The sequence below is a fragment of the Alkalibacterium subtropicum genome (assembly GCF_900112455.1).
Lineage (GTDB): Bacteria > Bacillota > Bacilli > Lactobacillales > Carnobacteriaceae_A > Alkalibacterium > Alkalibacterium subtropicum.
Genome location: NZ_FOLT01000003.1, coordinates 114959 through 128628 on the forward strand (window position 1 = coordinate 114959; position 13670 = coordinate 128628).

Annotated in this window: 11 protein-coding genes; 1 reads left to right on the plus strand and 10 read right to left on the minus strand. The window is 47.0% G+C overall.

All coding sequences use genetic code 11. The annotated features are described in order from the left end of the window. Positions 1-82: 82 nt before the first annotated feature. The 10 genes from BM049_RS04090 to BM049_RS04135 all read right to left on the minus strand — a co-directional run bounded on the left by BM049_RS04090 (position 83) and on the right by BM049_RS04135 (position 11588). On the minus strand, positions 83-1147 hold the full coding sequence (locus BM049_RS04090; RefSeq protein ID WP_091528882.1) for a hypothetical protein: 1065 nt from the start codon (positions 1145-1147) through the stop codon (positions 83-85). Between the two features lie 37 nt (positions 1148-1184). Then, positions 1185-2519 carry a hypothetical protein gene (locus BM049_RS04095; RefSeq protein ID WP_091528883.1) on the minus strand — a complete coding sequence of 445 codons (1335 nt, stop codon included), beginning with the start codon at positions 2517-2519 and terminating at the stop codon, positions 1185-1187. Next, a complete protein-coding gene (locus BM049_RS04100; protein WP_091528885.1) occupies positions 2512-3660 on the minus strand; it encodes a glycosyltransferase family 4 protein in 1149 nt (382 codons plus the stop codon). Before BM049_RS04100 ends, BM049_RS04095 begins: the two co-directional genes overlap by 8 nt. Positions 3661-3673: 13 nt before the next feature. Further along, positions 3674-4417, minus strand: a complete 744-nt coding sequence (locus BM049_RS04105; RefSeq protein ID WP_091528886.1) for a glycosyltransferase family 2 protein — start codon at positions 4415-4417, stop codon at positions 3674-3676. 20 nt (positions 4418-4437) lie between these two features. Continuing rightward, positions 4438-5526 (minus strand): glycosyltransferase family 4 protein, encoded by a 1089-nt coding sequence (locus tag BM049_RS04110; RefSeq protein ID WP_177188601.1) that lies wholly within the window; start codon positions 5524-5526, stop codon positions 4438-4440. A 31-nt stretch (positions 5527-5557) separates the two neighbouring features. Further along, positions 5558-6748, minus strand: coding sequence for a hypothetical protein (locus BM049_RS04115; protein ID WP_091528890.1), 1191 nt, complete (start codon positions 6746-6748; stop codon positions 5558-5560). Between the two features lie 16 nt (positions 6749-6764). Then, the gene (wecB, locus tag BM049_RS04120; RefSeq protein ID WP_091529192.1) at positions 6765-7883 is read right to left on the minus strand and encodes a non-hydrolyzing UDP-N-acetylglucosamine 2-epimerase; all 1119 of its coding nucleotides are present in this window, start codon (positions 7881-7883) and stop codon (positions 6765-6767) included. Positions 7884-8041: 158 nt separating this feature from the next. Beyond that, positions 8042-8968: a glycosyltransferase family 2 protein gene (locus tag BM049_RS04125; RefSeq protein WP_091528892.1), complete on the minus strand. Its 927-nt coding sequence runs from the start codon at positions 8966-8968 to the stop codon at positions 8042-8044. 29 nt (positions 8969-8997) lie between these two features. Continuing rightward, complete coding sequence (locus BM049_RS04130) at positions 8998-10440, minus strand: lipopolysaccharide biosynthesis protein (RefSeq protein ID WP_091528894.1); 1443 nt, start codon at positions 10438-10440, stop codon at positions 8998-9000. Between the two features lie 95 nt (positions 10441-10535). After that, positions 10536-11588, minus strand: a complete 1053-nt coding sequence (locus tag BM049_RS04135; protein WP_091528895.1) for a glycosyltransferase family 2 protein — start codon at positions 11586-11588, stop codon at positions 10536-10538. A 278-nt stretch (positions 11589-11866) separates the two neighbouring features. Here BM049_RS04135 and galE point away from each other — a divergent pair, with 278 nt between their 5' ends. Then, entirely contained in the window at positions 11867-12880 is a 1014-nt protein-coding gene (galE, locus tag BM049_RS04140) for a UDP-glucose 4-epimerase GalE (RefSeq protein WP_091528897.1), read from the plus strand. The last annotated feature ends 790 nt before the right edge of the window (positions 12881-13670 follow it).

The following is a 13670-nucleotide window of genomic DNA, read 5'->3' on the forward strand; positions in this document are numbered from 1 at the left end:
TTTTATTTGTAAACCAAAGTCATGCCCCATGAAAGCTCTGCTGCTCAATGGGGCATGGTTCTGTTTTCATTGTACTTGACTGTCAGGAATTGATTTGCACCACTTTAACAGGCAGCTGGTATGTGTCTGCAAGCAGCCGCTGTTTTCTGTACCATTTCTTCGAGTCATTCAGACTATCGATCATTATCACGACTTCTGTTCTATCGGACTTGACTGAGGCATCAGCCATTTTTGGTACATAATCGACAGATTGCGGCAGACTTTCTGATTTCTTTTCAAGAGCGTCTTTCAATGCATCCGGCAACCTTGAGTGATGGATGACAATTTTATTATAATTCAATGGATAAACAATAAGCTGCGCCACTTCGTCCGCATTGTTTTTATCTGCATCATACAGCAGGAAAACATCGTCGCTTCCCCGGTTATAAGTGAAGGCATATAAATCTCTATCTCTCAGCAGACTCCAGAAAATCAGGACAAGGGTAGATATGATGAAGCCAAAGACCGTCCCGATGGCCCAATCGATCATATAGTCAACGACCGTTGTATCTCCGACGTCATTGCCAAGGTCTCCGCTTTCAGGAACAGCATCTTCAGCGTCGCTCAGCACTTGCGGTTCACTCCATACGTGAAGCTCTTTGCTCTCGAGGAAACTCACATCCTCTGTGGTCAGCTCATCCAGGTAGAATTCTGCGACCGCCACATTCTCGCTGTCTGTTCCCACATTGACCAGAACAGTAAAGATGTCGGAGTAGGTTCCTCTGATCACACCGAGGACACCTCTATCGTCTCCAGACTTTTCAAACCCAGTAGCTTCAAGTTGTTCTATTCGGCTTAAAATTTCAACACCGGTGCTTGCTTCTGCTTCTTCAATCAGTTCAGGCTGAAGAATATATTCTTCCAGCAGGGTCGTGTTGGCAAAGGATCTGCCATCATCATATTCGATATAAACCTGAAACCCTGAATAATACTCTGCCAGCTCTTCGGTGACTTCCAGAGTGTCGTCAGTCTCATACATGCCATTTTGACCCATCAGCATATTGGCTGCTAATGTATAAATCAGGCCAATAACTACTGACAACACGATCACTTTTTTTACATTGCGTTTTATGAAACGTTTGATTTCAGTCCATAATATTTTTTCCATTATTCTCTCCTACTTTTTGAAGTATACGCTCAATTATTTAAGCATTGTTTAAATTGACATCATCACGGTAGTACAGCATTCTTGACGACTGTTTCACCCGTGTGCGCTTATCGACTTTGGATGAAGAGGCAGACAGGAACAAGGTATATACCGTCGGGATCAGCGGAATGACCACTTCGCCTTTCACTTCGAAAACGAACAAGATGAAAATCAGAAGAAAGGCAAGGAATCTGTTTTCCTTCTGCATCGATCCGACACCCAGCGCCATCAATACCGGAACCAGATAACTTTGGATCAGCATCGGCAAACCTCCAAATAGTATCGGTCGGAGATACCCGACATCGATCCGCATATAATAGGTCCCCGTTTGAAGATTGGTGTAAAACCCATCGCCTAAAAGCAGGGTTCTCGGTTCAGGAATAAAGTACATGCTCCACAGATGATTCGTGGAACCCACATTGAATGAACCCGTTGTCACAAGATTCTGAATCGGGGTGACGACCCAGCTGTACCAGTCCGCCAAGGTTTCATTATACGCCTGCAGGAAAGTAAGCACGAAAAAGAGCAGTACAAGCAGTCCAGCAAAAGACAAGGCCATCTGGATTTTTCTATACCGGATAACAATGTAAAGAGCGCTGAGACCGATCACAGCCACGGACGTCAATAAGCCCGACCGACCGTAGAAAGCATTACCCATCAGCAGAATGACTGTATTGAACAGATCACTCTTTCTGATCGGCTGCAGTTTGCTGATATCTTTTAAAATGAACGTCATGGAAAAAATCACGGCTATCGTGATCATAAAAGTCACGGCAAAACCTGAATAGCCAGCCCAGCCGAACCGTGCAATGTAGGCGGAATTGTTGGTGATCAAATCCAGGCTTCTATCATTGATGAGTATGACGCTCGCCCAAAAATCTTTGATTTGCGGGACAGTCAGCATCAATACGGAAACCAGTACATAGTTTCTGGATGACAGGACGAACAGCCTCAAAAAATTATCCTTCAGTTCGCTTCTCCCCATCCATCTCTTTATTAGATCAAGGAGCACCACATAAGAGACCAGGAAAGACGCATATCTCACATGCACAGAAAAATAGGTGAAGTCATACGTCTTATACAGTATCGGCGTGAAGAAAGAAAATAATATTGCTGATATATAGAAAAGATTACTCATCATGAATATCGTTTTGTACCTTCCCACATTATGGAAAAATTCCCAGATACTTTTAAAATTCACGATGATATACAATCCGAGCATTCCAAAAATGACGAGCTGCTGTAAAGCAGTGCTGACAAAATCGAAATAAAACCGGTAGATAAAAAAGTGAGACACTAAAATCAGGATGAGTTTTTTCTTTTTATCAATCAATATTAGCCTCCTTTCTGTCTTGTAGTACCTTAGCGTAGTTTTCTTTATGTTCCTCTGAAATCGTCTGCCAGTTGAACAATTTGTACTTCTCGATTGCATTCGTAGAGATCGTTTTATAATCCTTGATGATATCAGCCAGTCTGTCAGCGATGTCTTCAGGTTCATAAGGATCCACCGGGAAACCGACCTGTCCGTACTGGAACTGGCCGTCAAAGCCCTGTCCTTTTGAATAGATGACGGGCAGTCCCTGACTCATCGCTTCAGGATAGACGAGTCCGAATGTTTCTGAGTAGGACGGCATAATGAAGATATCACTGTTTCTATAGAGATCCAAAAGCACGTCCTTGCCCGCGGGTGGCAGGAGTTTCACCGGCACGTCTTCCACGGCGGCCAGTTCATCATGGATGTCCTGATCCACGATTTTTCCGATGAACGTGGCATTGGCCTCTATGTCGTATTTATCTTTAAGTATCCGCATGGCTTCGACCACACTTGGAGCATTCTTGGATTTCTTCAGTTTGCCTACATACAGCAGGTCCACTGATTTATCCGACCTCATCTCTTTCGGTCTGTACTCATGTTCGAACCAGAAATCATCGATACCGTTGGGAATGACCTTGGATTTCTTTTGTAGAGCCGTCCGGTCATTTTTTATGTACTCGGAAAGCAGCGTCTGTTTATTGGCTTCTGAGAGAAAAACGATACGTGACGCATCTTTCAGAATCCTTCTGCCGCGGGCTCGTAAGTTGATCCGCTTTTTGAAGAAGCCGTCGATGTCCGTCATGCCTCTCACTGTCACCACGTAGGGAATGTCATATTTTTCTGAAAGATAATGCGCCACGTTGCCGTCCGTGAACAAGGTATGCGCATGGATGATATCGATCGTTTTGAAATCATACAGTTCTTCCATTTTTCTGATGATCTTGTGCTGTTTCCAGGTAAAGATGAATTTATCCCGGTCTTTAAACGTCACCGGTGCCTTTACATCGAAGCGGGATTCATAAAGGAACTCATCGATCGTTTCTTTCTTCACCGGCATATATATCGTATTGTGTATTCCCTTGTTTTCAAGTTTCTCGACCAGGTTCTCGTGGAGTCTTGACGTCAAATAATTTGAATTGATATGAAAGACGTTTACCATCTGTGATCACCCTTTATTTCTTTTTAAGAACGGTATAGATTTTATGAAAAAGTAAAAAGACAGATTTCATGACAGGCAGTTTTTCAATGTCCCTGTACACTTTCCACTGATATTTGATCAGTTTCTTTTTATCTTTGGACAAGGAGCCTTCTCTGACTCTGTAATAGGTCAGGGCTTCAGGCAGACCATAGACAACCTTGGCTTTCTTGATGACCTGCAGCCACATGACAAAGTCGTTTCTTCTTTTGATGTCAGGGATGAAAAAGATCCCCAGCTCCTGCGCGTTATACATGACCGTCGAATTACCGGGACAGTACTTCAGCACCCCTTCATAGTCAAGTTTGGGGTGAGATTTGACCACTGTTCCTGTCTTTTCACCGGACTCATCGATCTCCGCATAATCGGTACTGGTAAACAGATAGTCATTTTCTTCCATGAATGTCAGCTGTTTGCTCAGCTTCTCTTTATCCCATAGATCATCGCTGTCCAGAAAAGCAATATATGCCCCGGATACGTTCTTAAGAGCCGTATTCCTGGCGACCGCTGCTCCCTGATTCTTTGACAGTTTGATAAGATGGATCCGGTCGTCGGCATAGGCGTTGATGATCGACACAGTTTCATCCGTTGAACAGTCATCGACCACGATCAGTTCCCAGTTCTCATAGGTCTGGCTGATGATGGAATCAATGGTCTCTTTGATGAACTGCGCCGCATTATATGTTGGCATGACGATCGACACTAGCTTATTCGTACTCATAATTATCCCCTACTATTATACTATTTGTTGTCCTTGTTGTTTAGTTTATCCACAAAGCGTCTCAGTTTCTTCAATAATGGCCGTCTGTCTTCTCCGACCAAGCCGATCAGCTCGATAAATATCTCCAGTCCGAGCAGTAAGGCAATGGTGATCAGGATCGATCCATAGAGTGAAGATAACGGATAAAGCAGCGCGATCATAGAAAAGATCCCGGCGATCAGGTAGATGACCAGAACCGTCTGCTTGTGGGTCAGCCCCAGAGACATCAGTCTGTGATGCATGTGATGTCTGTCCGCACTGGACATAGGCAGTTTATTCAGCTTTCTTCTCAGCATCGCATAGACCGTATCTGTGATAGGGATACCCAAGATGACGATCGGAATGATCAGGGTGATCAGGGTGACGTTTTTCAGGCCATATAACGACAGGACTGAAATCATGAAACCTAAGAACAGTGCCCCTGTATCTCCGAGGTATATGCGTGCCGGGAAGAAATTATAAGGCAGAAAACCAGCGATCGCGCCGACTAAGGTGAAGATCATGATGCTGGTCACAAAACTTGTTGCATCCAGAAAGAACACACCAATGATCCCCATCGTGGTCAAGGCAATGACCGAGACACCGCTGGCCAGTCCATCCAGTCCATCGATCAGATTGATCGAGTTGGTGATAGCCAGGATCCAGAAGATGGTCAGTGGGAACCCTATCCACGTGGAAAGGAAAATATCGTCTCTAAAAGGGACACTCACCTGGACCACCGTCAGATCATTCATTAAAACAACCAGGACTGCTGCAATGATCAGACCGAGCATTTTCGCTTTGGGACTGATTTCTTTGATATCATCGACGACACCTGTCAGCAGCACGATCGTTGACGCAATGAAGATCGGAACGGATATACTGAACTGGACCGGCTGCAGGACGAAGACTGAGAAAAAGAACGTCAGATAAATCGCCAGCCCTCCCATGGAAGGCATCACTTTGGTGTTTACTCTGCGCTTGTTAGGTACATCTACCGCACCCACTTTAAACGACAACCTCCTGACGAGAGGTGTCAGGGTCACGCTTATTAAAATCGTCAATAAAACATTGACGAGTACTTGATACATATCATACATAAATGGATGCCTCCTTTCATTATTATAGCCTGTCCTGCTGCTGTTCTTTTGTTAAGCCGTATAGAAAGACAAACAGGAGAAACAGCCAGAACGCGGGATTTAAATAGCCGCCTTTGGCCATGTTCATCATCACGAAAAAGATGAAGGCCGGCAGGCTGTTCATGAGTACATATAAAGTCAGTCCGAGATAAGGTATAAAACCGATCAGGCCAAAATCACTCAATATGTAGGCGTAAATATTTGTGATCGGCGGGGTATGTCCGATCCCGTTCCCCATCAGCAGGCGGTCTGGTTCGACATACTCCCAGGCTCCAAAGAGACGGATGTTCGCTGACCCGTCTTCCCCGCTGAGGATAATTCGCGTCCGTTCGATGATCGTCACATCGATAAAGTCCCAGAAATAAGTGACCAGTGCCCCCAGTAAGACTAAGGGTGCCAAGTACCAGTACGACCAGGCGAATTCCCCTTTCAGCATGCGTGAAACAAGCAGTGTCATGCTCGTCAGCACGAAAATGAGGATCATGCTGTAGCTCAGCGTCAGCAGTATCCCTGCCGCCAGGATGAACAGCACTGTTTTTTTCGTTTTGACTTTCCTGTCCATCACATTCGCGAAAAACAGCGTATTCAGATAATAGCCCAGGTGCGCCGGTTCGGAGAAAAGGCTCCGGGTCCTGACGATGGCATCGTTGCCGGCATACAAGTAACTTCTCGTATCCTGACGCGTGAATGTCCAGACGAAATGAGGCAGTTCAAGATTATCCAAGTATATGGAAAGGGTCAATAAGATGCCGATGACTACAGCGATCGTCGCCAATCCATTGTTCAGTCTCAAAAAAGAAGGGCTGAGCTGGTTCTGTTTGATATAGTTGTATATAAGGACTAGCGACACTGAATAGAAAATCAGTTTCACTGTCGATAGCAGCGCCCGCTGCAGGCTGAACCAGTAATCATTGTAAAGATAAGAAAGTATAAAGGTCAGCGCTAAAATCGTGAAGATGACGGCGAGCGCAAGCATCTGTTTCTTGTCGATATGGACCTTTCCCAGCAGGAAAATCAGCAGCACGGCGAAAGCCAGCAGGAAATCTCCAAAAGAGGAGTAAAGGATGGCCCAGTCGCTGACTAAAAAGGTCAGGGATACGAGAGATAAAAAGAGCGCTGACCAGCGTTTAGGGTAACGTCTGTAAACGTTCGTTTCATTAAATGAAATGTCCAAAGTCCATGTCTCTCCTTCACTCGAAGTACTGTGTGATTTCTTTTACGATCCTGCTGCTTGCCAAGCCGTCTCCGTATGGGTTGACTGCTTTGGACATTTTCTGATAAAGCTTCTGGTCATTCAGCAAGGCGGTGACTTCGTCTTTTACATTTGCCTTCTCTGTACCGATCACTTTTAAGGTCCCGTTTTCCAGACCTTCCGGGCGTTCTGTTTTATCTCTTAAAACAAGGACCGGTTTATCCAGCGCCGGTGCTTCTTCCTGCAGACCGCCTGAATCGGTCAGGACCAGATACGCTTTGTTCATCGCCTGATGGAACACATCCACTTCCAGCGGTTCGATCAGATGGATGCGTTTATGGTTGCCCAGATGTTTTCGGGCCAGTTTCTGCACGACCGGACTCAAATGCACGGGAAGCAGCACTTCCGCATCCGGATGCGTGTCGACAACGTCCACTATAGCTTCGAAAATATTGCGCATCGGTTCGCCGTAATTCTCACGCCGGTGTGACGTCAGGAGGATCCATTTCTGATCGGGTTTGGCATCCATCAGATCCAGCGCCGAATGATTGACCAGACTGTTTTTTGTGTAATGGATCGCGTCGATCGCGGTGTTGCCTGTGACAACTATCTGCTGTTCGTCCTTGCCTTCTTTAAGAAGGTTCTGTTTCGTAGTCTCCGTCGGAACAAAGAACAGATCGGTGATTGTATCGATCAACTGTCTGTTGCCTTCCTCTGGAAACGGGAAATATTTATCATGGGTCCGGAGTCCGGCTTCCACATGTCCGATCGGGATCTGGTGATAGAAGGCCGCCAGGGCAGCCGCAAAACTCGTGGTGGTATCCCCGTGGACGAGGACCATATCCGGCTGTTCTTTGACAAAGACCGTTTCGATCCCTTTCAGGACATCGGAGGTGATATCCGATAAGGTCTGGTTGCGTTTCATGATGTCCAGATCGTAATCCGGGGTGATATCAAAAACGGACAGGACCTGGTCGAGCATTTCTCTATGCTGGGCAGAGACGATGATGCAGGGTTCAAATGCACTCTGATATTTTTTCAGTTCAAGAATGACTGGCGCCATTTTGATCGCTTCCGGTCGTGTCCCGAAGACGATCGCGATTTTCTTTTTCTTCATCTCTGTCTCTGCTCCGTTCTCTTTATTCATTATATTCAGTATCTCTAGTGTGACACAATCAAAAGCCATTTTACCATAAAAAGAACCTCTACCGACAAATTTTCAGCGTATTGTCATAATCTGGTAAAGGGAAGTGCTTTCTTATTCACTTTTTATTCTCATCTTTCCAGGTGCTGTTTGAGTCTTGCCCCCAGCACGAACAGTTTGTCTTTGAACGTCACCGTTTTAAACTGTTTCAGCTGGCGTTTCATCTCCGGATGCACGTCACTGACCACAAGGGCGTTATAGATGGAAAGCAGCTGACGCTTGATGAACTGTTTCTGCAGTTTTGAATAGTCAGACAGTTTGTACTCGGCTTCCAGCGCCTGGAACACTTTAATGTAGGAATTGAACGACCTTAGCTTGTGCTGTTTCGTCTGTTCCGTCATGGTCGATGCGGTCCGGTAGCGGCGGTGGTAATAGTTTTTGTTCAAGTAAGTCATGCTTTGGGTGTTCGCAAACAGGACGGTCGTGAAGTACTCGTCTTCATGCAGGACCCCTTCAATGAATGACAGGTCGTTCAAGTCGATCACAGCTTTGTTGACCAAGTAGAGACAGGGGGACGGATTGAAGGCTTTTCTGTTTTTTAAAAGGGCCTCTTCTCCTTTGTAAAGCATGTTGTTTTCAAGCATGCCGGAAAAGTCGTAGTTGTTCTCCCTGATCAGTGCCTGATCGCCCTGATAAAAAGCTGTGCCATTGAAGCGGACCAGTTCGGCGTGAGTGTCCTCAGCTTGAGAGACGAGTTCTTCTAAAGCCTCTTTTTCCAGCCAGTCGTCGGCATCCATGAAATAGATGTACTTTCCTTTGGCTATCTGGAGTCCCTGATTGCGGCGTGCCCCCTGGCCTTCGTTCTTTTCATTTTCGATCAGGATGATCTCTTCGGTGTACTGTTTTAAAAGATAGACGGTCGCATCGGTCGACGCATCGTCCAGGACGATGATCTCGGTGTTCGGATAAGTCTGAGCGAGCAGGGCATCGATGCACTCCTCGATATATCTTTCTACATTATAAGTCGGCACGATGATCGAGACTAACGGTTTTTCCATGTCCTTACCCCTCTCTATTTTGATGATTTCTACTGGACCGGTTTGGTGCCGCGCGCACGCTGCAGTTCCAGCTTCAGCCGGTTGAATTCACCGGTGACGAACAGGCCGATGACCCAGACGACAAGAAACACGACCCCTTTGACGACCAGACTGAAGAAGACGTTCAAAGGCAGTTCCGGCAGCAGCCAGAATGCTCCGACCTGCATGACCGCGAGAATAAACGGTTTGGTGAGCACTTTGAAAAACTCCAGCAAATTTGATTGAAACATCTTGATCATAAGCAGATAGTTGGCCTGAATAAAGTTCAGGCTGAACGCCAGGACCAGAAAGCCGGCGACGTATTCGATCTGCCCCATCAGGATACCGATCACGATGCCGGTGATGTTGAAGGCGGTCGACAAGACGCCTGACAGCAGCAGAAGATCCGTCCGGTTCCCCGACTGGAAGATGCCGCCGGTGCTTGAGAGGATCATCTGGATCCAGATCGACAAGGCCAGTATCTGAAAGGCCTGCACACTGCCGTCCCATTGGCCCCCAAAGAGGAACAGGATCACTTCTTCGGCGGCGAAGAACAGAAAGACCGATAGCGGCATGCCCAACGTTGCCAGCAGATTAGAAATCCTTAAGTAGACACGCCTGATGCGTTCCTTTTCCTCTTCATAATCGGATAATATCGGATGGATCACCGACGTCACCAGACTCGTCAAGACCTGGTTGGGATACAGTGAGACCTGATAGGCCTTGTCGTAGTAGGCCAAGGCACTGGCACTGAAGTAGCGCCCGATCAGCAGGTTGTCCAGGTTTCGTGAAAAGTAGTTGATGAAATTGAACAGGAACTGGTTACGCGAAAAGGCAAAGATCTTCTTGAGCGGGCCCCTGTTGAATTTCAGACTGAACCTGGTGTCTGTCTTCATATAGAAGACGACGAACAGCGTGAAGGCTTTAGCCGTATTGCCGATGATGATGGCGTAGTAGCTGAAGCCTAAAAGTGCCAGGCTGATGGCGATGATGCCGGAGACCGACGCCCCGATGACTGTCGTGATGTTAACGAGCCTGAAGTTCTTTTCCCGGAGCAGGATAGACTGCGGGACGACCAGGATGCCGTAAAAGAAGACGGCAATGGCCAGGATCCGGCTGATCGGGATGAACACCTCGTTGCCGTAGAAAAGACTCATCGGGTAACCGAGAAAGACGAACACGACGGCTAAGCCGAATGCTATGTACAGACTGAACGCGAAGATGGAATTGACTTCTTTTGTGTTCAGGTCCTTGTTCTGGATCACCGCCGGGCCGATCCCGAAATCCGCCAGCAGCTGGAAGAAAACGAGGAAGATATTGACGGCCGCCACGATCCCGAATTCTTCCGGCGTCAGGATCCTTGAGACGATCGCATTGACGAGCAGCTGGACGACGACGATGGAATACTTCCCTATGGCTGTATAAAAAAGTGCATGTTTGAACTGTTCCATCATAGCGGCTGACTCCTCGACTGTCGATTTCTTTTTTGTTGAAACGGATTATTTCGTATAGCATTCTGACATTTGAGTTCTTAATGACTGCTGGGCCGTTAGTTCTTAAAGAACGTCCGGACCGTGCTGAAGACTTTCGTGTAGCGCTCTGCGACCTGATTGCGGCTCTTCATCAGGAACAAGGCCTGACTGAAGTTCTCCTGCTTGTAGGTCTTTAAAAGCAGGTTTCTGAACGGGTTATGGTCGCCCTGTTTATAGGGACCGATTTTTGTGGTCCCGATGGTCCGCCAGATGTCACGCAGACGTTTGACTTTCTCTTCGTCAGACAGGGGACAGTCTTTGTGGACCAGATTGGCTGTTTCCAGATAGAGGGCATGAAAATACTCTTCACCGATCAGATCAGTGAAGGTCCCTTCTTCGCCCCACTCACTCATCAGCTGTTCAAAGGCTTGAGCGATGTTCTGCTCCATGAGATAACGTTCCGGACGGTACCGGTTCACGGATGACCCTTCATGGGACACATAATGGTAGTAGGCCTGCCGGTTCACGGCGACGGATGACAGATGCTTATACACCTCGATATTGAAGAGGGCATCCTGGCCGGTCTTTTGGCTCGTGAAACGGATATGATGCTTATTCAGAAATTTTCGTTTGTACAGCTTGTTCCAGAGGGCATACGGCGAAAACTGGTAGACATTGCCAAAATGCCGGCGGAAATCCTCCTGAGACGTCAGCTGCGGAAAGTTCGGCCGTTTCACTTCCCGCTCTGAAGGATCTGACGCCTTTTCCTGCGTGTAGCCGAAAACGACCATCTCGGGCTTGGTTTCTTTGGCCAGACGCAAGTTACTCTGCAGGAGTGTGTTGTCAAAGTAATCATCGGGATCCGCAAAATAAATGTACTTCCCGATCGCCTGGTCCAGCCCGGTATTGCGGGCGGGCCCTGATCCTTTGTTTTCCTGATGGATCACTTTGATCAAGAGAGGTTCGCGCTCCGCATAGTCGTCACAGATCTCTGCACAGCCGTCCGTCGACCCGTCATTAACAAGGATGATCTCCGTGAGTATTTCTTTCTGATTCAAGGCCGATTCGATGGCTCGCGCCAGATGCTCCTTGACGTTGTAAACAGGCATAATGATGGAAACTTCAAACATAACTCAAGTCCTCTCTGTAGGGTGCTGCTTCTTGAAACGCTTTTGTCCTTTTTATTTATGATTTCATCTACTCGCATTTTTCAATTACAGCAAATTATACCACAGTTTTTATTTATACGTAGTGTTTTCATTAATTCTTTACATTTGTTTAGAGAGTTTAACCGTTTTGTTATCTTACACGAAAAGCAATGCACAGAAGCAGAAGTCTGTGGTACAATAAAGATGGTAAAAAAAGAGTAAAATTTAGTAAATAACTGACTTATGAAGGAGCGAAATCCATGGCTATATTAGTTACAGGTGGTGCCGGTTATATCGGGAGCCACACGGTCGTTGAACTCATCGAAAAAAATTACGATGTGGTGATCGTGGACGACTATTCCAACTCAAAACCGGAAGTCCTGACCCGCCTGAAAGAGATCACAGGAAAAGATATCCCGTTTCATGAAGTGAACATCTGCGACAAGAAAGCGTTAAGAGAAGTCTTTGAGCAGCACGAACTGGACGCTGTCATCCACTTTGCCGGCTACAAGGCTGTCGGCGAATCCGTCGCCCAGCCCCTGAAATATTACAGCAACAACCTTTACGGCACGATCGTTTTGATGGAACTGATGAACGAGTATAATGTGAAGAAAATCGTCTTCAGTTCAAGCGCGACGGTTTACGGTATGACGAATGAAGCGCCCTTCACCGAGGACATGCCGCTGTCGACCACGAACCCTTACGGGACGACGAAAATGTTCATCGAGCAGTTCATCCAGGATCAGTATCTCGCTGACAATCAGTGGAGTGCGGCATTATTGCGCTACTTCAACCCGATCGGCGCGCACGCATCCGGACGCATCGGCGAAGACCCTAACGACATCCCGAACAACCTGATGCCGTATATCACCCAGGTCGCTGTCGGCAAGCGCGAGAAACTGTCTGTGTTCGGTTCAGACTACGACACCCATGACGGGACCGGTGTGCGCGACTATATCCACGTGGTCGATCTGGCGAAAGGGCATATCAAGGCGCTGGAGAAAGTCATGGGCATGACCGGCGTTGAAGCGTATAACCTGGGGACCGGTAAAGGCTACTCCGTGCTGGATGTGATCCATGCGTTCGAAAATGCCAATGAAGTCGAGATCCCGCACGAGATCGTCGACCGCCGTCCCGGCGACATCGCGACCAGCTACGCCGACGTCACTAAAGCCAAGAACGAACTCGGCTGGGAAGCGACCTATTCGATCGAAGACATGTGCCGCGACTCCTGGAAGTGGCAGAAAACGAACCCGAACGGGTACGAAAGTTAAGAGAGTATAAGGAAAGCCGCCAGCGCTGGCGGCTTTTTTCGTGTGATGAAGGTTTTGCGGAACAAGCGGGACCGTTAATGATCTTCACTTGTTTCGAATAGCCGGCTGCGACATAAGTGGCGCTGATTTTAGGGCCCACTTGTACCGGAAACAGCTATTCGGGACAAGTGAGCCTTCTTTTCCGTCCCACTTGTCCCGCAGTAGTCTTTTCATGATGGTCATACGCGCACGTCTGCGCGTATGGTCCACTTTTGAAGGTCTTTGGGTGGGAACTTCAGGAGTTTTCGGATTATAGTATTGTACTTCTGACGTTTCCCGGTTATCTTAAGGACTTTCGCTGTGTGATAGAGTCACTTCTTAAGATCAGGTCTGATCTTAAGAAGTGAGGATCAGAATAAAGAAAACTGATGAACTTCTTCTTTGTTTTTATGTCTCAAGGTCAAAAAGACCCTCTTTTAATAGAAAAAGCGCGGCGAATCGACGCACTTTTCTCTCTTAGAAGATATTGTGATGTTCATACGCGCATGCCTGCGCGTATGCTCCTCTTATTCAGTTCTGTGAAGCGGTTTGGAACAAGTGGACTGTGTTTTTTACAATGAAACTTGTCCCGAACAGCCGGCTGCAACCCAAGTGGTACTGATTTTGAGACCCACTTGTTCCGGAAACAGCTATTCGGGACAAGTGAGCCAGATTTTCCTAATCACTTGTTCTGTAAATAGCTTTATATGATTTTCAAATGCACCCACCTGCGCGTTTGTTCTATATACAAGTATATTAATGCGAAACCCTG

What these genes read in the sequence shown, in the direction of transcription:
- BM049_RS04130 (WP_091528894.1), bottom strand. Translation starts at nt 10,440, where the DNA reads ATGATGGAACAGTTCAAACATGCACTTTTTTATACAGCCATAGGGAAG.
- wecB (WP_091529192.1), bottom strand. Translation starts at nt 7,883, where the DNA reads ATGAAGAAAAAGAAAATCGCGATCGTCTTCGGGACACGACCGGAAGCG.
- BM049_RS04105 (WP_091528886.1), bottom strand. Translation starts at nt 4,417, where the DNA reads ATGAGTACGAATAAGCTAGTGTCGATCGTCATGCCAACATATAATGCG.
- galE (WP_091528897.1), top strand. Translation starts at nt 11,867, where the DNA reads ATGGCTATATTAGTTACAGGTGGTGCCGGTTATATCGGGAGCCACACG.
- BM049_RS04100 (WP_091528885.1), bottom strand. Translation starts at nt 3,660, where the DNA reads ATGGTAAACGTCTTTCATATCAATTCAAATTATTTGACGTCAAGACTC.
- BM049_RS04135 (WP_091528895.1), bottom strand. Translation starts at nt 11,588, where the DNA reads ATGTTTGAAGTTTCCATCATTATGCCTGTTTACAACGTCAAGGAGCAT.
- BM049_RS04090 (WP_091528882.1), bottom strand. Translation starts at nt 1,147, where the DNA reads ATGGAAAAAATATTATGGACTGAAATCAAACGTTTCATAAAACGCAAT.
- BM049_RS04125 (WP_091528892.1), bottom strand. Translation starts at nt 8,968, where the DNA reads ATGGAAAAACCGTTAGTCTCGATCATCGTGCCGACTTATAATGTAGAA.
- BM049_RS04110 (WP_177188601.1), bottom strand. Translation starts at nt 5,526, where the DNA reads ATGTATCAAGTACTCGTCAATGTTTTATTGACGATTTTAATAAGCGTG.